Source organism: Rhizobium sp. M10 (assembly GCF_002531955.1).
GTDB classification, from domain to species: Bacteria; Pseudomonadota; Alphaproteobacteria; order Rhizobiales; family Rhizobiaceae; genus Rhizobium; species Rhizobium etli_C.
In genome coordinates this window covers 90,575-112,269 of sequence record NZ_NWTA01000009.1, presented here as the reverse complement: position 1 = coordinate 112,269, position 21,695 = coordinate 90,575, and the positions used below count along the sequence as shown (strand labels likewise).

General features: G+C 63.1%; 21 protein-coding genes. 11 read left to right on the top strand and 10 right to left on the bottom strand.

What is annotated here, in order from left to right; all coding sequences use genetic code 11:
- Positions 1-24: 24 nt before the first annotated feature.
- The 3 genes from CO671_RS33370 to CO671_RS16620 form a co-directional block, all read right to left on the bottom strand.
- The gene (locus CO671_RS33370) at positions 25-399 is read right to left on the bottom strand and encodes a hypothetical protein (RefSeq protein WP_138985582.1); all 375 of its coding nucleotides are present in this window, start codon (positions 397-399) and stop codon (positions 25-27) included.
- A 265-nt stretch (positions 400-664) separates the two neighbouring features.
- Positions 665-922, bottom strand: a complete 258-nt coding sequence (locus CO671_RS16625; protein WP_008524631.1) for a DUF1150 family protein — start codon at positions 920-922, stop codon at positions 665-667.
- A gap of 47 nt (positions 923-969) precedes the next feature.
- The gene (locus CO671_RS16620) at positions 970-1,395 is read right to left on the bottom strand and encodes an Hsp20 family protein (protein ID WP_010032703.1); all 426 of its coding nucleotides are present in this window, start codon (positions 1,393-1,395) and stop codon (positions 970-972) included.
- Positions 1,396-1,690: 295 nt separating this feature from the next.
- On the opposite strand from CO671_RS16620, the gene CO671_RS16615 reads away from it, so the two are divergent.
- Positions 1,691-2,635, top strand: a complete 945-nt coding sequence (locus tag CO671_RS16615) for a nucleoside hydrolase (protein WP_097606963.1) — start codon at positions 1,691-1,693, stop codon at positions 2,633-2,635.
- Between the two features lie 42 nt (positions 2,636-2,677).
- Here CO671_RS16615 and grpE read toward each other — a convergent pair whose 3' ends face one another.
- Entirely contained in the window at positions 2,678-3,310 is a 633-nt protein-coding gene (grpE, locus tag CO671_RS16610) for a nucleotide exchange factor GrpE (RefSeq protein ID WP_097606839.1), read from the bottom strand.
- A gap of 111 nt (positions 3,311-3,421) precedes the next feature.
- Complete coding sequence (hrcA, locus tag CO671_RS16605; RefSeq protein WP_010032692.1) at positions 3,422-4,510, bottom strand: heat-inducible transcriptional repressor HrcA; 1,089 nt, start codon at positions 4,508-4,510, stop codon at positions 3,422-3,424.
- A gap of 125 nt (positions 4,511-4,635) precedes the next feature.
- Between hrcA and rph the strand changes: the two genes are divergently transcribed.
- Genes rph through hemW form a run of 4 tightly spaced genes read left to right on the top strand, consistent with a single transcriptional unit; the run spans position 4,636 to position 7,634 of the window.
- A complete protein-coding gene (rph, locus tag CO671_RS16600; protein ID WP_010024267.1) occupies positions 4,636-5,355 on the top strand; it encodes a ribonuclease PH in 720 nt (239 codons plus the stop codon).
- The gene (locus tag CO671_RS16595; protein ID WP_097606838.1) at positions 5,352-5,777 is read left to right on the top strand and encodes a VOC family protein; all 426 of its coding nucleotides are present in this window, start codon (positions 5,352-5,354) and stop codon (positions 5,775-5,777) included. The genes rph and CO671_RS16595 overlap by 4 nt, the downstream gene beginning before the upstream one ends.
- Complete coding sequence (gene rdgB, locus CO671_RS16590) at positions 5,778-6,422, top strand: RdgB/HAM1 family non-canonical purine NTP pyrophosphatase (protein ID WP_097606837.1); 645 nt, start codon at positions 5,778-5,780, stop codon at positions 6,420-6,422. It abuts the gene before it with no gap.
- Between the two features lie 9 nt (positions 6,423-6,431).
- Positions 6,432-7,634: a radical SAM family heme chaperone HemW gene (gene hemW, locus CO671_RS16585; protein ID WP_097606836.1), complete on the top strand. Its 1,203-nt coding sequence runs from the start codon at positions 6,432-6,434 to the stop codon at positions 7,632-7,634.
- A gap of 63 nt (positions 7,635-7,697) precedes the next feature.
- On the opposite strand, the gene CO671_RS16580 is transcribed toward hemW, so the two are convergent.
- The 5 genes from CO671_RS16580 to mutM form a co-directional block, all read right to left on the bottom strand.
- Positions 7,698-8,780 carry a saccharopine dehydrogenase C-terminal domain-containing protein gene (locus CO671_RS16580; protein ID WP_097606835.1) on the bottom strand — a complete coding sequence of 361 codons (1,083 nt, stop codon included), beginning with the start codon at positions 8,778-8,780 and terminating at the stop codon, positions 7,698-7,700.
- A gap of 162 nt (positions 8,781-8,942) precedes the next feature.
- Positions 8,943-10,493: a chromosomal replication initiator protein DnaA gene (gene dnaA / locus CO671_RS16575; protein WP_064681689.1), complete on the bottom strand. Its 1,551-nt coding sequence runs from the start codon at positions 10,491-10,493 to the stop codon at positions 8,943-8,945.
- An 840-nt stretch (positions 10,494-11,333) separates the two neighbouring features.
- Positions 11,334-11,612 carry a 30S ribosomal protein S20 gene (gene rpsT / locus CO671_RS16570; protein ID WP_008524652.1) on the bottom strand — a complete coding sequence of 93 codons (279 nt, stop codon included), beginning with the start codon at positions 11,610-11,612 and terminating at the stop codon, positions 11,334-11,336.
- Positions 11,613-11,803: 191 nt separating this feature from the next.
- Positions 11,804-12,577, bottom strand: a complete 774-nt coding sequence (locus tag CO671_RS16565) for an enoyl-CoA hydratase (RefSeq protein WP_097606834.1) — start codon at positions 12,575-12,577, stop codon at positions 11,804-11,806.
- A gap of 20 nt (positions 12,578-12,597) precedes the next feature.
- The gene (gene mutM, locus CO671_RS16560) at positions 12,598-13,488 is read right to left on the bottom strand and encodes a bifunctional DNA-formamidopyrimidine glycosylase/DNA-(apurinic or apyrimidinic site) lyase (RefSeq protein WP_097606833.1); all 891 of its coding nucleotides are present in this window, start codon (positions 13,486-13,488) and stop codon (positions 12,598-12,600) included.
- A gap of 150 nt (positions 13,489-13,638) precedes the next feature.
- Here mutM and ubiE point away from each other — a divergent pair, with 150 nt between their 5' ends.
- The 6 genes from ubiE (at position 13,639) to CO671_RS16530 (ending at position 21,692) form a co-directional block, all read left to right on the top strand.
- Positions 13,639-14,415, top strand: a complete 777-nt coding sequence (gene ubiE, locus CO671_RS16555) for a bifunctional demethylmenaquinone methyltransferase/2-methoxy-6-polyprenyl-1,4-benzoquinol methylase UbiE (RefSeq protein WP_097606832.1) — start codon at positions 13,639-13,641, stop codon at positions 14,413-14,415.
- Between the two features lie 48 nt (positions 14,416-14,463).
- Entirely contained in the window at positions 14,464-16,038 is a 1,575-nt protein-coding gene (ubiB, locus tag CO671_RS16550; RefSeq protein WP_097606831.1) for a 2-polyprenylphenol 6-hydroxylase, read from the top strand.
- 202 nt (positions 16,039-16,240) lie between these two features.
- Positions 16,241-17,809, top strand: coding sequence for an aromatic amino acid lyase (locus CO671_RS16545; protein ID WP_097606830.1), 1,569 nt, complete (start codon positions 16,241-16,243; stop codon positions 17,807-17,809).
- 148 nt (positions 17,810-17,957) lie between these two features.
- Entirely contained in the window at positions 17,958-19,337 is a 1,380-nt protein-coding gene (locus CO671_RS16540; RefSeq protein ID WP_097606829.1) for an amidohydrolase family protein, read from the top strand.
- Positions 19,334-20,614 (top strand): Zn-dependent hydrolase, encoded by a 1,281-nt coding sequence (locus CO671_RS16535; RefSeq protein ID WP_097606828.1) that lies wholly within the window; start codon positions 19,334-19,336, stop codon positions 20,612-20,614. The genes CO671_RS16540 and CO671_RS16535 overlap by 4 nt, the downstream gene beginning before the upstream one ends.
- A complete protein-coding gene (locus CO671_RS16530) occupies positions 20,595-21,692 on the top strand; it encodes a DUF917 domain-containing protein (protein ID WP_097606827.1) in 1,098 nt (365 codons plus the stop codon). The genes CO671_RS16535 and CO671_RS16530 overlap by 20 nt, the downstream gene beginning before the upstream one ends.
- Positions 21,693-21,695 lie beyond the last annotated feature (3 nt).

Sequence of the window (21,695 nt, the reverse complement as noted above, 5' to 3'; positions counted from 1 at the left end):
TTGACCATTCATAATTACAGGCGTTCAATGCCTCAGCCAATAAACGTCGCGCATCACCTTGTGGCCTCGTGCGTTCAAGAACACGAAGCCTCGCTCGGTTACCCAAGCAAGGCTCAGTTCTAACAAGCGCTGTTCGAGCTTGGCCTTTTGCTCTGAATTATGTTCACCGAAAAGGTATGGGAACATCACTGCCAATTCCGCTTCTGAAGAGTTTGGATCACCAATCAGAATTGCTTTGATCTTCATTCCGCGTTCGTTAAAAGTCAGACGCGAAGCATCCCAAAGACCGAGCCGCGCCAAATTAGCCACGCGTTCTTCTCGTCCGTGCAGATGTTCACGATCTGCTTGTTCTCGGACGGCGGCGATTTCTTCTTCAGAAAAATCATTTGTGTGGGACAATTCAATCTCCACGGGACAGCCGCTTCTAAGCGGGATGCTCCAGCGAGTATGGTATCGCGATCAATATCGCTTCGGAGCTAGTGCTAGTCAGCTGACCGCGAAACAACAGAAAGCCGCACTGACACAATGTCCGCTGTTGGCGCATACTAGCGTCGAAAGAACGCTACGCACATATGTCGCGACATCAGCCCCGACCGCCGCGAAATCGAATAAGCCGCAGCGTACCGCAAGGGCGGCGAAACGCCGAGAGGCGCCGTCTTGACGGTCAGTGCAGGCTGACCGTCTTCAGTTCGTCCTCGGCGGCCTTGAAGAAGGTGCTGGAGCGGTTGTCCGTCAAGAGGATCGGCGTGCCGTCGGCGCCGAAGAGTGCCCAGAGATCGACGTTCGGATCGATATCCGGCGCCTCGGGGAAACACTTGGCGACCTCTTCGGTGCGCATTTTTCTGATGTAGGCGACCTCGCCGTTGCCGATGTGGGCAAGCTCGGATTTGGTCAAGTGAGACGTGGCTTCTTTCATCAACATTCCTGTTCCTCCGGAAGAAGGGACCAACGGTTCGACAAACCGTTGTGCTACTGTGAAACCGAAATGTTAATTTTCTTGACCATGCGCGCGGGTTCCGGACGAATTAGATCGACGGAGAGCAGGCCGTTCTTCAGGCCGGCGCCGAGCACCTGCATGCCGTCGGCAAGAACGAAGGTGCGCTGGAACTGGCGGGCGGCAATGCCGCGATAGAGATAATCCCGCTCGCCCTGCTCCACCTGCCGGCCGCGGATCACAAGCTGGTTCTCCTCGGTGGAGACGTCGAGTTCCTCCTCGCTGAAGCCGGCCACCGCAAGGGTGATGCGCAGACGTTCCGGCGCGCCGCTGTCGGCGGCGATGCGTTCGATATTGTAGGGCGGATATCCGTCGCTCGCCTTGGAAATGCGCTCCAGCGTCTTTTCCATGGCATCGAAGCCCAGAAGCAGCGGGCTGGCGAAAGGGGTAATGCGGCTCATCTCTTTTCAAGTCCTTGATGCAAGCGACCATCCCGGACCTCAAGCGCAGCATCCGGATGCCGCTAATATGGGGAGAGAAGCCCAGCGCTGCAAGGCGCGCGCGAGCGCTCGGCGCCGCCTCGCCGATTTTAGGATCCGCTCGACTTAAAACGGTCGACGCCGTCCTCCTTGCTTGACAAAGCAACGGCTGCCTCGCATCAAAACATGCCCGCGCGAACTGTGCTGATTTGTGACGGGAAATGAAGAAATGCTGCATGCCGAAACAGCGGGCATGGCGAGGGATGGAACGATCGGAATGGCAAACGTCAGAAAAATCATCATCGACACGGATCCCGGCCAGGACGACGCGGCCGCCATCATGCTGGCCTTTGGCAGCCCCGACGAGCTGGAGGTGCTGGGGATCACCACGGTCGCCGGCAACGTGCCGCTTTCGCTGACCAGCCGCAATGCGCGCATCGTCTGCGAGCTCTGCGGCCGGCCGGAGACGAAGGTTTTCGCCGGCGCCGACAGGCCGATCGCCCGCAAGCTGGTGACGGCGGAGCACGTGCACGGCAAGACCGGCCTCGACGGCCCCGAGCTCGCCGAACCGACGATGGCGCTGCAGTCGACCCATTCCGTCGACTTCATCATCGAGACGCTGCGCCGCGAGGGGGAAGGCACGGTGACGCTCTGCACGCTCGGCCCGCTGACTAATATCGGCATGGCCTTCCAGAAGGCACCCGACATCATCCCCCGCATCCGCGAACTGGTGATGATGGGCGGCGGCTTCTTCGAAGGCGGCAACATCACGCCGGCTGCCGAGTTCAACATCTATGTCGATCCTGAGGCGGCCGACATCGTCTTCCGCTCAGGCGTGCCGATCGTGATGATGCCGCTCGACGTGACGCATCAATTGCTGACCCGCAAGGACCGGGTGAAGCGCATGGCCGAGATCGGCACGGCGCCGGCACAGGCGATGGTCGAGATGCTGGAATTCTTCGAACGCTTCGATATCGAGAAATACGGCTCCGACGGCGGGCCGCTGCATGACCCGACGGTCGTCGCCTATCTGTTGAAGCCGGAGCTTTTCCAGGGCCGGGACTGCAATGTCGAGATCGAGGTCCGCTCTGAACTCACCGTCGGCATGACCGTCGTCGACTGGTGGCATGTGACGGATCGCAAGCCCAATGCCAAGGTGATGCGCCATGTCGATGCGGACGGTTTCTTCGATCTTCTGATCGAACGCTTCGCCCGCATCTGATCTTTGGTTTTCCTTCTCTCACAAGAGAGAAGGAAAACGACTTCAGGCGTCCTTCTCGTCGAAGACGGAATTGGTTTCGGCTTCGGCCGGCTTCGGGCCGCCCTTGGCGACACCGACCATGGCTGGGCGCAGCACGCGCTCGCCGATGGTGAAGCCCGCCTGCACGACCTGGACGACCGTGTTGTTCGGCACTTCCGGGTTCGGCACCTCGAACATCGCCTGATGGAAATTCGGATCGAACTTCTGGCCGACCGGCTCCAGCTTGCGCACACCATGGCGCTCGAGCGCCGACAGCATGGCACGTTCGGTCATCTCGACACCTTCGATCAGCGTGGTCAGGCCGGCATCGGCAGTGGCCTTGGCCTCCGGAGAGATGGCATCCAGCGCCCGGCGCAGATTATCGGAGACGGCGAGCATATCGCGGGCGAAACCGGCGACGGAATAGGACTTGGCGTCCTTGACCTCGCGCTCGGTGCGGCGGCGCAGATTGTCCATCTCGGCGGCAAGGCGCAGATAGCGGTCGCGCAGGTCGCTGTTTTCGGCTTTCAGAAGCTCAAGCGGGTCTGGCTGGGCGGTCTCTTCCTGCACTGTATCGTTCTCGACGTAGGCGGCGGCGTCGGCTGCGGCATCGGCCGCAGTTGCGTCAGGTCCGTTTTTCGTCGTTTCATCGGTCATGACGGTCTCCGGTTGGTGTCTTCAGATGCGCCCGATATCGAGGTTTGACCGAAAAAAATCAAGTCTGCGTGACAAAGAAGAGAAAATTCCGCGCCTTCTTCGGCGACGTTCTTAAAGCGGATTGCGCGAAAGGCGGGAGACGAGCTGGGCGGTGTAATCCACCATCGGCACGATGCGGGAATAATTGAGCCGCGTCGGACCGATGACGCCGACAGCGCCGACGATCCGGTCGTCCTCGTCGCGATAGGGCGCGACGATCAGCGACGAGCCGGATAGCGAGAAGAGCTTGTTTTCCGAGCCGATGAAGATGCGCACGCCCGAGCCGCTTTCGGCCAGATTGAGGATCTCGATCAGGCTGTCCTTCTTTTCGAGATCGTCGAACAACATGCGCAGCCGGTCGAGATCCTCGGCGCCGCCAAGCCCTTCGAGCAGATTGGCCCGGCCGCGAATGATCAGCTGGGCGGGCTTTCCCTCGTCCGGGCTGCCGGCCCAGACGGCAATGCCGCGCTCGACGAGATCGCGCGACAGCGCATCGAGCTCGTGGCGGACATCGTCCTTGAGCCGGCTCAATTGTTTGCGCAGCTCCGGCAGGGTCTGGCCGGACATGTGCGCATTGAGGAAATTCGCCGCCTCCGTCAGCTGCGAGGAGGTGACGCCGGCCGGCAGCTCGATGATGCGGTTTTCCACCTGGTCATGATCGCCGACGAGCACGGCGAGCGCCTTTGTCGGCTCGAGCCGGATGAACTCGACATGCTTCAGCACTGGATCGCTTTTCGAGGTGATGACGAGGCCGGCGCCGCGCGAAATGCCCGACAGCATGCGGCTCGCCTCGTTCATCATCGATTCCACCGGATTGCCGCCGCTTTCCGCCCGCACCTGGCGGTCGATATTGGCGCGGTCCTCGGCGGAGAGATCGCCGACCTGCATGAAGGCATCGACGAAGAAGCGCAGGCCGATCTGGGTCGGCAGCCGGCCGGCGCTGATATGCGGCGAATAGATCAGGCCGAGCTCTTCGAGATCGCTCATGACGTTGCGCACCGAGGCCGGCGACAGCGACATCGGCAGGAGGCGTGACAGATTGCGCGAGCCGAGCGGTTCGCCGCTTTCCAGATACCCTTCGACGATGCGGCGAAAGATTTCTCGGGAGCGCTCGTCCAGCACGGCAACGGCATCCGAAACCGACGTCGACCTGATGCCCATGAACCTCTCGAACCCAAACTGATGATGCTTCCGAAAATATAGTCAAACTCGCCGCCGTGGCAAAAGGGAATTTGCAAATGGGCGCCGCCAATCGTAGAAGCGGTCAGCAACTCCAGGAGATAAGAATGCGGCCTTCAGGCAGAAAAACCGACCAGATGCGCAAGGTCTCGTTCGAGCGCAACTTTTCCAAGCATGCGGAAGGCTCCTGCCTGGTGAAGTTCGGCGATACGCATGTGCTCTGCACCGCAAGCCTCGAGGACAAGACGCCGCCGTGGCTGCGCAATACCGGCAAGGGCTGGGTGACGGCCGAATACGGCATGCTGCCGCGGGCGACCGGCGAACGCATGAAGCGCGAGGCCGCGGCCGGCAAGCAGGGCGGCCGCACCCAGGAAATCCAGCGGCTGATCGGCCGGTCGCTGCGCGCCGTCGTCGATCTGCAGGCGCTCGGCGAACGGCAGATCACCCTCGATTGCGATGTCATCCAGGCCGACGGCGGCACTCGGACCGCGTCGATCACCGGCGGCTGGATTGCGCTTTACGATTGCCTGAAATGGATGGAAAGCCGCAACATGATCAAGGTCGACCGGGTCCTGAAGGATCATGTCGCCGCCATCTCCTGCGGCGTCTTCGCCAGCCAGGCGGTGATCGACCTCGACTACCTCGAGGATTCCTCGGCCGAAACCGATGCCAATTTCGTCATGACCGGCGCCGGCGGCATCGTCGAGATCCAGGGCACGGCCGAAGGCACGCCGTTTACCGAAGAGGAATTCACCTCGCTGATGGGTCTTGCCAAGAACGGCATCGGCGAACTCGTCGCCCTGCAGAAGCAGGCGATTGCGGGATGAACCCCATGCTGGAAGGCATGCTGGAAACGGCGCTCTATGCGCGGGATCTCGATGCGGCGGAGGTCTTCTACGAAGACGTTCTCGGACTTGAAAAGATCACCCGTGCGGCCAACCGGCATGTCTTCTTCCGCTGCGGCCCCGGCGTGCTGCTGATCTTCAACCCCGAGGAAACGGTAAAGCCGCCGCCGCCCAATGCCCTGCAGGTGCCGCCGCACGGCACGAGCGGCGAGGGCCATGCCTGCTTCCGGGTCGCCGGCCGCAATATCGATGCGATTGCCGAACGGCTGAAAGCGGCAGGTGTGGCGATCGAATCCGAGGTGCATTGGCCGAACGGCGGCCGCTCGATCTATTTTCGCGATCCGGCCGGCAACAGCCTGGAATGTGCGGAGGCCAAAATCTGGGGCATCGAACAGGATATCTGAATGCGCAAGCTTGAAACGAAGACCATCGTCGTCGCCAGCCACAATGCCGGCAAGATCCGCGAGATCCAGGAACTGATCGGTCCGCTCGGCTTCACCGCCAAATCGGCGGCCGAGCTGAATTTCGTCGAACCCGACGAGACCGGCACCAGCTTCGAGGAAAATGCGACGATCAAGGCGGTCGCCTCGGCCAATGCCGCCGGCATGCCGGCGCTGTCGGACGATTCCGGGCTGGTGGTCGACGCGCTCGGCGGCGATCCCGGCGTCTACACCGCCAATTGGGCGGAAAGAGCCGACGGCACGCGCGATTTCGACATGGCGATGGCGAAGGTGGAAAAGGCGCTGCAGGAAGCAGGCGCCACGATGCCTGAACAGCGCACCGCGCGTTTCGTCAGCGTGCTGTGCCTCGCCTGGCCGGACGGGCATACCGAACTCTTCCGCGGGGAAGTGGAGGGCAATGTCGTCTGGCCGCCGCGCGGCACGCAGGGCTTCGGCTACGATCCGGTCTTCCAGCCGGAGGGTTACGGCGTTACCTTCGGCGAGATGAGCGGCGAGGAAAAACACGGCTGGAATATCGGCAAGCCGCAGGCGCTGTCGCACCGGGCGCGCGCCTTCAAACTCTTCGTCGAAACCTGCCTGGAGGCATAAGATCTGTTCGTGGGCAATTTCGATACGCCAGGCTCCTCGCGCGATGCGACGCTGCTGCCCGATACCGGCGAGCCCGGCTTCGGCGTCTATGTCCATTGGCCGTTCTGCGCGGCGAAGTGTCCCTATTGCGACTTCAACAGCCATGTGCGCCACCAGCCGGTGGATCAGGAGCGCTTTGCCGCCGCCTTCCTGAAGGAGACGGCGGCGGTGCGGGCGATGAGCGGGCCGAAGACGGTGACGAGCATCTTCCTCGGCGGCGGCACACCCTCGCTGATGCAGCCGGAAACGGTTGCCGCCATTCTCGACGGCATTGCCCGGCACTGGCACGTGCCTGATGGTATCGAGATCACCATGGAGGCCAATCCTTCGAGCGTCGAGGCCGAGCGCTTCCGCGGCTACCGGGCGGCCGGCGTCAATCGCGTCTCGCTCGGCGTGCAGGCGCTGAACGACCGGGACCTGAAATTTCTCGGCCGGCTGCATGATGTCGCCGACGCGCTGAAGGCGATCCGGCTCGCGCGCGACATTTTTCCGCGCATGTCCTTCGATCTCATCTATGCCCGGCCGGACCAGACGGTCGAGGACTGGGAAAGGGAGCTGAAGCAGGCGATCGCCTATGCGGTCGACCATCTGTCGCTCTACCAGCTGACCATCGAGGAAGGCACGCCCTTCTACGGCCTGCACAAGGCGGGCAAGCTGATCGTGCCGGATGGCGAGCAATCGGCCGTGCTCTATGAGGCGACGCAGGAGATCACCGCGGGTGAGGGCATGCCCGCTTATGAGGTTTCCAACCACGCCCGGCCAGGTGCGGAAAGCCGGCACAATCTGACTTACTGGCGTTACGGCGATTATGCCGGCATCGGGCCGGGCGCGCACGGCCGGCTAACGCGCGGCCGCGAAAAAATCGCGACGGCGACCGAGCGCAAGCCGGAAGCCTGGCTCGACATGGTTGAGCGCGACGGCCACGGCATTCTCGACGAGGAGCGGCTGGGTTATGAGGAACAGTCCGACGAATTGCTGCTGATGGGGCTGCGGCTCAGGGAAGGTGTCGATCTCGCCCGCTGGCAGCAGCTTTCCGGCCGCGAGCTCGATCCGAAGCGGGAAGAGTTTCTGCTCGAACATAAATTCATCGAGCGGATCGGCAATTCACGGCTGCGCTGCACGCCATCCGGCATGCTGATCCTCGATTCCGTCGTCGCCGATCTCGCCTGCTGACGCTCATGCAACGGGTTTATTCCGGCGCAGCAACGACATCGCTGCCGCGCCGGAAAGCATTTCTCAGCCGTGATTGGTGGCGCCTGCCTTGAACAGGCTGCCGGTCGGCGTCTTCAGGAACATCTCCAGCGGAATATGCTCCTGATGCAGGAAGCCGGTCGCCGGCAGCAGCCCGTCACGGACCATCTCGATGACGGCGACGACAGAGGCCGACGTCGTCCAGGCGATCGCCGTGCGGCGCGCGCCGGCAATCTCGATCGGATAATAGGCGCGCACGAATTCCTTGCGGCGCAGGCTGCCATTCTCCGTCCCCTCGGCGGCGACATGGACATAGACGACGTCGTCTTCGACGGGCGGCTTGGCATTGGTCAGGATCTCGCCGGCGAGTGCCCGCTTGTCGCGCATCAGAAGCTCATGGAAGAAGAAGTTCATCAGCTCCATATGGCCGGGGTAACGCATGGTCTTGTAGTCGAGATTGTCGATCTTGCCGAGCATGGTGTCGCACATGGTGCCGAGACCGCCCGAGGTGGTGAAGGCTTCGAGCTTGACGCCGCCGACATAGATGGTCTCGTGCCATTCCATCGGCGAGACCAGCTTGCGCACCCCGCCCTCGATGACCTCGCAATCGTTCAGATATTCGTTGACGACGCCTTCCGGCGACCAGTTGAAGGCATAGCCGAGAAGGCCGGTCGGATGCTGCGGCAGGGCGCCGACGCGCATGCGGATCGAGCGGCAGCGCTCGAAGCCGTCGGCAAGGCTTGCGCCGACGATGCCGACGAAACCCGGCGCCAAGCCGCATTGCGGCGCCATCAGGCCGCGGGCCGTCTTCGACAGTTCGATGATGAAGTTGGTTGTGGGAACGTCTTCGGTCAGATCGAAATAATGGATGCCGGCAAGATGGGCGGCGCGGGCCAGTTCGATGTTCAGATGGTAAGGAAGGCAGGAGAGCACCGCCTCGACAGTGGAGAGCAGTTCGCCAATCACCTGAGCGTCGGAAATATCGCCGGTGCGGCACTTGAACGGCAGATCGCCCAGCGGCAATTGCGCATCGACGCCGATGACGTCGAAGCCGCCTTCATGCAACAGCGTCGCCGCCAGCCGTCCGACCTTGCCCAGGCCGACAACGGCAATCTTTTTGAAACTCATGCATATCCTCCCACGCGCCCGCTTCGGCGCTTTCATTTTGTCCGATGCGCGCCGCTCCAAATCGGACGTGCACGGCATGGCCGGAGGTATAGAATAAAAAGCTTATAAAGGAAAACGGCCGGAATCGCTCCCGGCCGCCGAATGTCCTCGAAAATCCACCGCTTATTCGTTGATCAGCCGCTTCAGCAGCTCGATTTCGTGCGAAAGCTTGGTGTCTCCCGATATCAGCTCCTCGATCTTGCGCACGGCGTGCAGCACGGTCGTGTGATCACGCCCGCCGAAACGGCGGCCGATCTCGGGGAAGGAGCGCGGCGTCAGCGTCTTCGACAGATACATGGCGATCTGGCGCGGCTTGACGATGACACGGGTGCGGCGATTGGAGACCAGTTCCTGGCGCGAGACATTGTAGTGCCTGGCGACGATGCGCTGGATATCCTCGATGCGCACACGGCGCGGCTCGCCGGAGCCGACGAGATGGGCGAGCAGTTCGTCGACGCGCTCGATCGACAGGTTCGGCTCGAAGGAGCGGCGGAAGATCAGCTGGTTGAAGGCGCCTTCGAGTTCGCGGCCGCTGGCCGTGATGTTGCGGGCGACGTGCTGAAGCAGATCGGCCGGAATTTCGAGCGACGGATCCTCCAGGCGGGCGGCCGCAAGGCGCCGCTTGAGGATTTCGAGACGCATTTCGTAATCCGGCGCATCGAGTTCGATCGCCACACCGCCCTGCAGGCGCGAGCGGACGCGGGGATCGAGCGATTCCAGCTCCCAGGGCGCGCGGTCGGCGGCGACGACCACCTGCTTGGCGCTGTCGAGCAGCATGTTGAGGAGATGGCAGAATTCGTGCTGGATCATCTTGCCCTGCAGGAACTGCATGTCGTCGATGATCAAGAGGTCGATGTTGCGCAAGGAATCCTTCAGCGTCAGCGCGTCGTTGTCGCGGATCGCGGTGGCGAAGCGCCACATGAAATATTCCGCCGTCAGATAGACGACGCGCAGCGCCCGCGGGTTCTGCACCGCCGCATTGGCGATCGCCTGCAGCAGGTGCGTCTTGCCGAGCCCGACGGTCGAATGGACGAAGAGCGGATTGAAGCGCACGGCGCCCGAACCGGCCTCAGCAATCGTCTTGGCAGCCGCAAGCGCGACGCGATTGGAGCTGCCTTCCACGAAGGTTTCGAAGGTGAAACGGCTATCGAGCGGCGAACCGAAGAGCGGCGAACCAAAGCTTGCCGGCCTTGCGGCGGCAACAGCCGAAACCGCCTGCTGGACGGCCTGGCCGGCCGGCTGGGCGCTTGGCTGGCGGCGCATCTGCGCGGGAGCAGCCGGCTCGGGCTGGACCACCTCGTCGGCGGCCTTCATGCCGCTGCGCGTCGCCGTGCGCACCAGGATTTCGATCTTCAAGATTTCCGGATCTTCGGCCTGGAACAGACCGGTGATGAGATCGAGATAACGATTGTTGATCCACGACTTCAGGAAGGTCGTGGGAACCGACAGGCGAACGACGCTCTTCGATACCGAATGCAGCTTCAACCTGGCAAACCAGCTGGCATAGACATCAGGGCCGACCTGGGCCTTCAAGCGCGCGCTGACGCGCTCGAACAAAATGCTCTGCTTCATTTCCGCCTTTGCTTCCCCCATTTCCAGGCGAATGGAGCCGAATGCCTGCGGTGCCGCATCCCCGTTGTCGTGCCCGCCTGCCGTCATCGTATTCATCTGCATAATGCCGCCTTTCAATTCCACCGGGCGGCCTCCGCTAAAACAGCCGCCCGAGCATTCCCCGCCTTTGACGGGCTGGCGGCATCCTCATGAAGCCACTCGCCTGCCGGTTCACTCAAACATGGCGCAGAACACCAGTGCAGGTACCGCGTTCATGCGGCAACCTTCATCGGCTTCCGTGCCAGGCTGGCGGTCGATCCTCGTTTTCGGCCGACCAGCCCGAACGCAATATTACTATCCCTATCCGGCAGCCTCACGTTAAACGTGTGGTTGCCGTAGGCACAAAACATCCCTGCCCCGTAACAGCCACGTTACGGCTCAAATCCGTCGAGTGCTTGAAAAAACGGAAGCGCAAGGCTCCGTAACAAATAGCACAAACTTATCGCCCTGCCGACGTGGCAGTTAAGACCGAGCCTCTGCAGGTGATGTCCGCGCCCTTTGTTGGAAGCCATTTAGGCAGGATCAAATGGCAAGATCAACGATGAATTTTACGCAAAATTAAGATGCGGCCATTGACTCCGCCCGGCCTTTTCGGGCGTCACACCAGCGTCAAAAAAGAATCGCTTTTGAATCAAGGAGATTCCCCGTTCGGGCTATTTTGACACGCAAAGAAAGAAAAAAAATAAAAATCTTCTTGACTCGCCCAGGGTCCCCGGAGCGCAGGCCAGAGTCGCGCAGCGCCAAAGCATCCTTGCGCAAGCCATTGTTTTTTAATGACTTTTCCTGTCATGGCGTTGACACGAAACAGTCGTGCGATTAACCATGAACACGCCAATCAGCGGAATCGAAAAAGCCCGGTAAAATTACCGGGCTAATCATAACGAGGAGGTCGTTAACGGAAGATTACGCGGTCGCGGAGACCGAAAGAGCCTTCACACGAGCGGCCAGGCGAGAGACCTTGCGCGATGCCGTGTTGGAGTGCAGCACGCCCTTGCTGGCGGCGCGGGCAAGCTCGGGCTGAGCGGCCAGGAAAGCGGCCTTCGCCTTGTCGGCGTCACCGGATGCGATAGCCTCTTCGACCTGGCGAACGAAAGTGCGAACGCGCGAGCGACGAGCCTTATTGACGTCGGTACGGCGGGCGATCTTGCGGGTCGCTTTTTTCGCCGAAGTTGTATTGGCCATGGATGCCTCTCTCAAGAATTCGAACAAACTCCGCCATTACCGCGGGCCCTGCGGCCACAAAATCCAGCAATGCGGGAGCAATCGCGGAAAACCAGAGCGGCTTTCCGAACCGTGGGCGGGCATATAACCCTAAAGCCGGCCCACGTCAACGCGGATTTTCAAGCTTTCCAGCCGGAAGCACCGAAAACCATTCAACGGTGCTGAAAGGCAGGTTTGCGCTTCTCGACAAAGGCCGCCATGCCTTCTTTCTGATCATCGGTGGCAAAGAGACTGTGAAACAGGCGGCGCTCGAAGCGAAGCCCCTCCTCCAGCGTCGTCTCGAAGGCACGGTTGACCGCCTCCTTGGCCATCATCACCGAGGGCTGCGAAAGCGAGGCGATCTTTTCGGCTGCGGCAAGCGCCTCGTCGAGAAGACGCTCGGGCGCCACCACACGCGAAACGAGTCCCGATCGTTCGGCCTCCGCCGCATCCATCATCCGGCCGGTCAGGACAAGATCCATCGCCTTCGCCTTGCCGACGGCGCGCGTCAGCCGCTGCGAGCCGCCCATGCCGGGGATGACGCCGAGGGTGATTTCCGGCTGGCCGAACTTCGCCGTCTCCGAGGCGATGATGAAATCGCACATCATGGCAAGCTCGCAGCCGCCGCCGAGGGCAAAGCCGCTGACGGCGGCGATGACCGGCTTGCGCGCCTTGGCGATGTCGTCCCAGCCGCTGATGAAGTCGCTCTTATAGATGTCGGCGAACTGGAGCGACTGCATCTCCTTGATATCGGCGCCGGCGGCAAAGGCGCGTTCGGAGCCGGTGATGACGATGGCGCCGACCGCCTCGTCGGCATGGAAGCCGGCGTAGGCCGCCTTCAACTCCTTCAGGACGGTGGAATTCAACGCATTCAGCGCCTGCGGGCGGTTCAGCGTGACGAGGCCGATATTGCCTCGGGTTTCGACGATCAGGGTCTCGTAAGCCATGCTGGTCTCCCGGTTCTCTCTTATTTCTGGCAGGCGGCGCAATAGAAGGTGGAGCGCCCCGCCTGGACGATACGGGCGACCGTACCGCCGCAGCCGGGCGTGCCGCAAGCCTGACCTTCGCGATCATAGACGGAGAAGGAATGCTGGAAATAGCCGAGCGATCCGTCCGTCTGGATATGGTCGCGCAGCGACGATCCGCCGGCGGCGATCGCATCGGCGATGACGTCGCGGATCGAGGCGACGAGCAGGCCGAGCTTTTCCTTCGGCTTGCCGCCCGGCGTCACCAGCGTGCCGGCGGCGCGAATCGGCGAAAGATGCGAACGCCACAGCGCCTCGCAGACATATATATTGCCGAGACCGGCGATGTTCTTCTGGTCGAGAAGCGCGCTCTTCAAGGGCTGCGCCTTGTCGCGGAAACGGTCGGCGAGATAGGCGGCGCCGAGATCGTTTCCCGTCGGCTCCGGGCCGAGATCGCGGAAGAAAGGGTGGGCGGCAAGATCGGCACGTCTTACCATATCCATGAAGCCGAAACGGCGCGGGTCGTTATAGACGACGCGGCGCGGGCCGCCGGCGCCCTCGAGATGAAAGACGACGTGATCGTGCTTCTCGTCCTTGGTGCGGGCATGGTGGAATTCGCCCGGCATCGCCGAGGCCGCACCCTCCTCGATACGGAAGGAACCGGACATGCCGAGATGGGAAATCAGCGTATTGCCGTCGTCGAGATCGACCAGCAGATATTTGGCGCGGCGGCCAAGCCCGATAATGGTGCGGCCTGAAACCCTGTCCGCCAGGGCATCGGGAAAGGGGAAGCGCAGATCCCTGCGGCGCAGCTCCAGCCTTGCGACGCGAGCCCCCTCCATCGCCGGCGCCAGCCCGCGTTTGACCGTTTCGACTTCTGGCAATTCCGGCATCTTAACCCATCTATATCGAACGTGTTTCAACCGAGGACGATGTGCGCTATAGCGCCAGTGAGCCGCGGAGAGCGCGGCCCAGTGATAACGTCGCGCGCGGTCTTTCGCTATGGCCGCCGTGTCCGAATCTTGAAGGAACGGAGCAGTCTGATGTCAGAAAGCCGCACTTCCGCCGATGGCGGCATGGAGACCTCCTACGGCTTTCGCGAAGTGCCCGGCGGCGAGAAGCAGGGCATGGTCAACCAGGTGTTCCACAAGGTCGCCAAACGCTACGACATCATGAACGATGTCATGTCGATGGGCATGCACCGGGTCTGGAAGGATGCGATGATCGCCGCGCTCAATCCGCGCAAGGAGCCGGGCTACAAGGTGCTCGACGTTGCCGGCGGCACCGGCGACATCGCCTTCCGCATCGTCGAGGCTTCGGGCCGGCAGGCGCATGCGACCGTGCTCGACATCAACGGCTCGATGCTCGGCGTCGGCGCCGAACGGGCGGAAAACAAGAAGCTTTCCGGCAATCTCACCTTCGTCGAGGCCAATGCCGAGGAGCTGCCCTTCGAGGCCGCCAGCTTCGACGCCTATACGATCGCCTTCGGCATCCGCAACGTGCCGCGGATCGATGTCGCGCTGGCTGAGGCCTATCGCGTGCTGAAGCGCGGCGGCCGGCTGCTGGTGCTCGAATTTTCCGAAGTCGACATGCCGTTGCTCGACAAGATTTATGACGCCTGGTCGTTCAACGCCATTCCGCAATTCGGCAAGGCGATCACCGGCGATGCCGAACCCTACCAGTATCTGGTGGAATCGATCCGCAAGTTCCCGAACCAGGAGAATTTCGCGGCGATGATCCGCCAGGCCGGCTTTTCGCGCGTCAGCTACACCAATTATACCGGCGGCATCGCCGCGCTGCATTCCGGCTGGAAGCTCTGAGGGAATGAAGAAAAAAGAGACGAACCTCCGTCACCGGGGCATTCCTGCATGAGCACTTTCGGAGCCTATTTCCGCCTTTGGCGCGTCGGCTGGGTGCTGGTGCGTGAGGGCGTCGTCTCGGCGCTTCCTTCCGAAGGCCTGCCGCCTTCGGTCGCGCTCGCCAAATCCTTCGTCACGATTTTCGAGCGAAGCAAGGCAAAGCATCAGAAGCGCAGCGACCGATTGGCGCAGGCGGTCGAGCGGCTCGGTCCTTCCTATGTGAAGATCGGGCAGTTCCTGGCGACGCGGCCGGATGTCGTCGGCGTCGAATTCGCCAACGACCTGTCGCAGCTGCAGGACCGGATGGCCTTCTTTCCCTCCGCTGCCGCAAAGGCGAATATCGAAGGCTCGCTCGGGCGGCCGATCGGCGAACTCTATGCAAGCTTCGGCGAGCCGATCGCCGCAGCCTCGATCGCCCAGGTACACCCGGCCGAAGTCGAGACATCGCAGGGCCGCAAGAAGGTCGCCGTCAAGATCGTGCGACCCGGCGTGCGCCAGCGTTTTGCGCACGACATCGAGGCCATGTACCTCGTCGCCCATATGCAGGAGCGCTTCATGCCGTCGAGCCGGCGGTTGCGGCCGGTCGAGGTGACGAAGACGCTCGAACAGACGACGAAGGTGGAGATGGATCTTCGCCTGGAGGCGGCAGCGCTTTCGGAGATCGCCGAAAACACCGACAGCGATCCCGGCTTCCGCGTCCCGAAGGTCGACTGGGAGCGCACGGGCCGCGACGTCATCACCATGGAGTGGATCGACGGCACGAGAATGTCTGACGTCGAGGGGCTGCGCGCGGCCGGCCACGATCTCAACCTGCTCGCCGACACGCTGATCCAGTCGTTCCTGCGCCATACGCTGCGCGACGGCTTCTTCCATGCCGACATGCATCCGGGCAATCTGTTCGTCGATGCCGGTGGCATGATCGTCGCCGTCGACATGGGTATTGTCGGGCGGCTCGGCAAGAAGGAACGGCGGTTCCTCGCCGAAATCCTCTACGGCTTCATCACCCGCGATTACATTCGCGTCGCCGAGGTGCATTTCGAGGCGGGCTATGTGCCCGGCCACCACAATGTCGAGAGCTTCGCCCAGGCGATCCGGGCGATCGGCGAGCCGATCCATGGACAGCCGGCCGAGACGATCTCGATGGGCAAGCTGCTGACGCTGCTTTTCGAAGTGACCGAACTCTTCGACATGGCGACACGGCCGGAATTGGTGATGCTGCAGAAGACCATGGTCGTCGTCGAAGGCGTGTCACGCATGCTCAACCCGCGCTTCAACATGTGGAAGGCCTCCGAGCCCGTCGTCGGCGACTGGATTCGCAACAATCTCGGGCCGAAGCGGATCGCCACCGATCTCAAGGACGGGCTGAAGGCGGCGGTCAAGCTTGCCGAAGCCGTGCCGGAAATTGCGGCGAAGACCGAAAAATTCCACCATCAGCTTCTGCATATGAGCGAGCACGGCCTGCGTTTCGACGAGGAGACGGCCGAGGCGATCGGCAAGGCGGAAGCACGGCACAACCGCTCGGCCAGAATCGCGCTGTGGGTCATCGCATTGACGCTTCTCTATATTGCCTGGATGCTGAGCTGACCGCCTCCCGATAGCATGCTGTGTTCGGCATTTAGGATATCCCATGTGACGGAGGGCTCGCTTAGTCTCACCGTTAGAGCATGATGCCGAAAAGTGTGAGCGGTTTTCGGGCGACATCATGCTCTGGCTCTTTAATTTGGAACAGGATTCAAATTTTCGGCCGAACCGGCCTAAAATCATCCTGTTCTAGGAGATCTGGCACATGCAGCACGAACGCCCCGGCATCGAACTTTCCGGACGACCGCTCGGTTTTGCCGAGATGGTGACCATCGGTGCGGGCAAGGCGGCGATTTCTGCTTCGGCAACCGGCATGGCCCGCATCGCCATCGCCCGCGAGATCGTCGAGGATGCGATTGCTTCGGGCATGCCGGTCTACGGCTCGACCACAGGTGTCGGCGCCATGAAGGATGTGGAGTGGTCGGCCGACGAACTCGACACCTTCAATCTCGGCCTGGTGCGCGCCCATCATTTCGGCACCGGCACGCCGTTTTCCTGCAACGTCGTGCGCAACGCCATGGCGATCCGCGTCAATACGGCGCTGACCGGCCAGGTCGGCTGCACGCCGGAGCTGATCGAGGCCTATATCAGGATGCTCGAGGCCGATCTCATTCCGGTCGTGCGCCGCACCGGCTCGATCGGCTGCGCCGATATCGGCCTGATGGGGCAGATCGGCGCAGTGCTGACCGGCGTCGGCGAAGCGGTCTATCGCGGCCAGCGGATGCAGGCGGCCGACGCCTTCCGGGCGGCAGGGCTGGAACCGGTGCGGATGGCGCCGCGCGACAGCCTCGCCTCGCTCAGCGTCAATGCCGTGAGCTTTGCCGCGGCGGCGGAAACGACACGCAATGCGGCGGCCTCGATCCGCGTCCTGCTGGCGACGGCGATGATGGCGGCCGGCGCGCTCGGTGCCTCCCGCGATCCCTGGAAGGCCGTCCGCCATGTCGGCACAGCGCGCGAGGCGCTGATCGGCGCCTGGCTCTGCAATGCGTCGGAGGACTGGAACTGGCCGGTCGCGACGCACGTGCAGGACCCCCTCAGCCTGCGCATGATCGCCCAGGTGTTCGGTGCCGTCATCGAAAACCTGCTGTCGACCGGCCACAAGATCCTTGCCGCCACCGGCCGCTCGGACGACAATCCCGTGGTGGTGGAAGGCAGTGTGATGACCTCGGGCGGGTCGCTGCCGCTCGACGTGACCATCCTGCTCGAATCGGCGGCGCTGTGCATGGCGCATGCGGCACGCAACGCCTTCAACCGCTGCGTCATTCTCGGCAACGGCCAGCGGCGCGACCTGCCGGTCAATCTGGTGCCGCCGGGTCGGATCGCCACCGGCTTCGGGCCGATCATCAAGCTTGCCGGCGAGATCTTCTCGCGCGTCCTGTCGATGTCCGGTCCCGTTTCGGCGCAGTCGCTGGTCGTGGCGGCCGGCCTGGAGGACGAGGCGGCCTTCCTGCCGCTCGTCATCGAGCGCTTCGAGCGGCAGATGCAGGCGCTGAAGCGGCTTGCGGCACTCGAGGCGCTGCTGTCGGCCCAGGCAATCGACATTCTCGGAGACGAACCGAAGGGCGTCGCCGGCATGCTTTATCAGGTCGTGCGCAAACACGCGGCTTTTTATACCGTCGACCGGCCGCTTTCGGCCGAGGTGGAGGCGATCGAGGAAGAGCTCGGATCGGACGATTTTCTGGCAAAATTGACCGAGCAGGTGCCGATCGCTTCGTTCGACGACTTCTTCGCACTCGGCTCGCCGGAGCCCATCGAGGAGCGGCTGGCCAGCTGAACAGGATGATGTCAGGCGCCAGGGCCTGAAAATTGGGATCCTGTTCTACATTAACCAGTCGGGGCATGAATGCAGTGCGAAAGCAGCTCGCGCTTTTGGCGTCCTGCCCCGGCCGGCAACAGTCTGACTTCATTCTAGGAGGAACGGCATGGACTTCGATCTCGTTCTGCAGGGCACGGTGGTGCTGCCGGACTGCATTCTCGAAGAGGGCTATGTCGCCGCCCGCGACGGCAAGATCGCCGAGGTCGGCCTCGGCGTGCCGCCGGCGGCGCGTGAACGGCATCTGCTCGGCAAAGCGCTGATCCTGCCCGGCGCGATCGACGCCCAGGTGCATTCGCTTTCCCAGAAGAACCAGGAAGACTTCATCTGGTCGACGCGGTCGGCAGCGGCCGGCGGCGTGACAACGATCGTCGACATGCCCTATGACGAGGGCGATCTCGTCTGCTCGGCGGCGGCGGTCAAACGCAAGATCGACCATGCCGGGCAGCAGGCGCGCGTCGACTTCGCGCTTTACGGCACCGTCGATCCTGAGGAAGGCCCGGCGCGGATCGGCGAGATGGTCGAGGCGGGCGTCGCCGCCTTCAAATTCTCGACGTTCGGCACCGATCCCAAGCGTTTTCCGCGCATCCCCCCGGCCCTGCTCGACGCCTGCTTTGCCGCCATCGCACCGACGGGGCTGACAGCAGGCGTGCACAATGAGGACGACGAGGCGGTGCGCAGCTATGTCGCGCAGGTGAAGGCGCGCGGCATCACCGACTGGCGGGCGCACGGCCTGTCGCGGCCACCGATCACCGAACTCCTGGCGATGCACACGATCTTCGAAACGGGTGCCGCCACCGGCTGCCCCGCGCATGTGGTGCATTGCTCGCTCGGGCGCGGCTACGATATCGCCCGCGCCTATCGGCGTGACGGCTTTGCGGCGACGGTCGAATGCTGCATCCATTATCTGACGCTCGACGAAGAGAACGACGTCAAGCGCCTCGGCGGCAAGGCGAAGATCAATCCGCCGCTGCGGCCGCGCGCCGAGGTGGAGACGCTCTGGCGGAAGGTGGCCGACGGCGATGTCTGGCTGGTTTCGACCGATCACGTCAGCTGGTCGGAGAACCGCAAGACCAATCCCGACATGCTCGCCAACGCATCCGGCGTGCCGGGCCTTGAGGTAATGGTGCCGCTTTTCGTCAAAGGCGCGATCGAGCGCGGCATTCCGCTGACTTGGGCGGCCAGGCTGATGGCGGAGAATCCGGCGAAGCATTTCCGGCTCGACCTTATCAAGGGGGCGCTGACGCCGGGCAAAGATGCCGATATCACCGTGCTGGAACCGCGCGACAGCATCTATGATGCATCGGCAAGCGGCAACAATGTCGTCGGCTGGAGCCCCTATAACGGCATTGCCCTGCCCTGGACGGTGGCGGCCACCTACCTGCGCGGCGAAAAGATCGCCGAGGGCGGCAAGGTGCTGGCCAAACCCGGCACCGGCCGGTTCGTCCGGCCGCCGTCGCGCCACATCATTGCGGGAGCCGGTGCATGAGCCGCAATCTTCCCGTCAATGCCAACAGGATCGCTGAGGATATCGAGGCGCTGGCCGCGATCACCGAGCCGGGGCATCCCTGGACGCGGCGGGCCTTCTCGCCGCTCTTTCTCGAAGGCCGGACCTATCTCGAAGCGCGGATGAAGGCGGCCGGACTGGAAACGCGGATCGACGCGGCCGGCAATCTGATCGGCCGGCGCACCGGCCGCAAACCATGGCTCGGCACGATCATGCTCGGTTCGCATTCCGACACGGTGCCGGACGGCGGCCGCTTCGACGGCATTGCCGGCGTGATCGCGGCGCTTGAGGTGGCACGAGCGCTCAGCGACCAGAGCATCGAACTCGATCACGATCTGGAGGTCGTCGATTTCCTCGCTGAAGAAGTCAGCATCTTCGGCGTCTCCTGCATCGGCAGCCGCGGCATGACCGGGCAATTGCCGGAGGCCTGGCTTTCGCGCGTCAGCGGCGATCTCGATCTTGCCGGGGGCATTGCCCAGGTGGGCGGCGAGCCGGGTGTGCTGGCGCAGCAGAAGAGGCCGGATATTGCCGGCTTTCTCGAGCTGCACATCGAGCAGGGGCCGGTGCTCGAAGCCGAACGGAAGGATATCGGCATCGTCACCGCGATATCAGGCATCACCCGCATCGAAATTGCCGTCGAGGGGCGAGCCGACCATGCCGGCACGACGCCGATGGACCGGCGGGCGGATGCGCTGGTGGCGGCATCGCAGCTGGTGCTCGACATTCGCAACGCCGCCGCCGAACTTGCCAGAACGCCGGGGCATTTTGCGGCGACGGTCGGCGAATTCAGGATCGAGCCGAATGCCGCCAATGTCGTGCCGTCGAAGGTCGTGCTGCTGATCGACGGGCGCGCGGAAATCCGCGCCGACATGGAGGCCTTCTGCCGCTGGCTCGACGGCCATGTCGAAAAGCTGGCGACCGCCTATGGCGTGAGGATCGAGGCGCCGAACCGGGTATCCGACAATCTGCCGACGCCGGGCGATGCCGGGCTGCTTTCGACGCTCGAGGCCGCCTGCGAGCGCGTCGGCGCAAAACATCGGCGCATGGCCTCGGGCGCCGGACACGACACGGCCTGGATCGCCAAGGTGGCGCCGGCGGCCATGATCTTCGTGCCCTGCCGGGCAGGCCGCAGCCATTGCGCCGACGAGTGGGCCGACAATGACGACATCGCGCTCGGCGCCGCCGTGCTGTTCGAGGCGGTGCGCGAGATGGACACGGATTCGAAGCGGGAGAAGGCCGATGGGACGCATACTGGTTGAGAAGGACGTCGAAGCCGCCGTCAAGGGCGGCTCCGTCTATGCCGCCGGCGGCGGCGGCTGGGCCGATCACGGGCGGATGCTCGGGCTGGCGGCCGTCAATGCCGGCAAGCCCGAGCTGGTGTCGATCGACGAACTGCGGGACGATGACTGGATCGCGACGGCTGCAGCCATCGGCGCGCCGGCCTCCACCACGCCCTGGGAAATGCAGGGCATCGATTATGTGAAGGCCGTGCAGCTCCTGCAGGAGGCGCTGGGCGAAAAGCTCTCCGGGCTGATCATCGGCCAGAACGGCAAATCCTCGACGCTGAACGGCTGGCTGCCCTCGGCGATCCTCGGCACCAAGGTGGTCGATGCGGTCGGCGATATCCGCGCCCATCCGACCGGCGACATGGGCTCGATCGGCATGGCCGGCTCACCCGAGCCGATGATCCAGACGGCCGTCGGCGGCAATCGCGCCGAAAACCGGTATATCGAACTGGTGGTGAAGGGGGCGACGGCGAAGATCTCGCCGGTGCTGCGCGCCGCCGCCGATCAATCCGGCGGCTTCATCGCCAGCTGCCGTAACCCGCTCAGAGCCTCCTATGTCCGCAGCCATGCGGCACTCGGCGGCATCTCGATGGCGCTTGCGCTCGGAGAGGCGATCATCGCGGCGGAGAAACGCGGCGGGTCCGATGTCATCGACGCGATCTGCAAGACGACGGGCGGGCATATCCTCGCCGAAGGCGTCATCTCTCGAAAAGACGTCGTCTACACCAGGGAAGCCTTCGACATCGGCACGGTCACCGTCGGTTCGGGGGCAAATTCGGTGACGCTGCATGTGATGAACGAATATATGGCGGTGGACGACGCCGATGGCGGCCGGCTTGCCACCTTCCCCGCGGTGATCACCACGCTGTCGCCCGAGGGTGAGCCGCTCAGCGTCGGCCAGCTTAGGGAAGGCATGTCCGTCTTCATCCTGCATGTGCCGAAGGATATCATCCCGCTGTCGGCAAGCGTGCTCGATCCCACCGTCTATCCCGTCGTCGAAAAGGCGATGGGGATCGAGATCGCCCGCTATGCTTTGGAAACGAAGGCCTGAGCC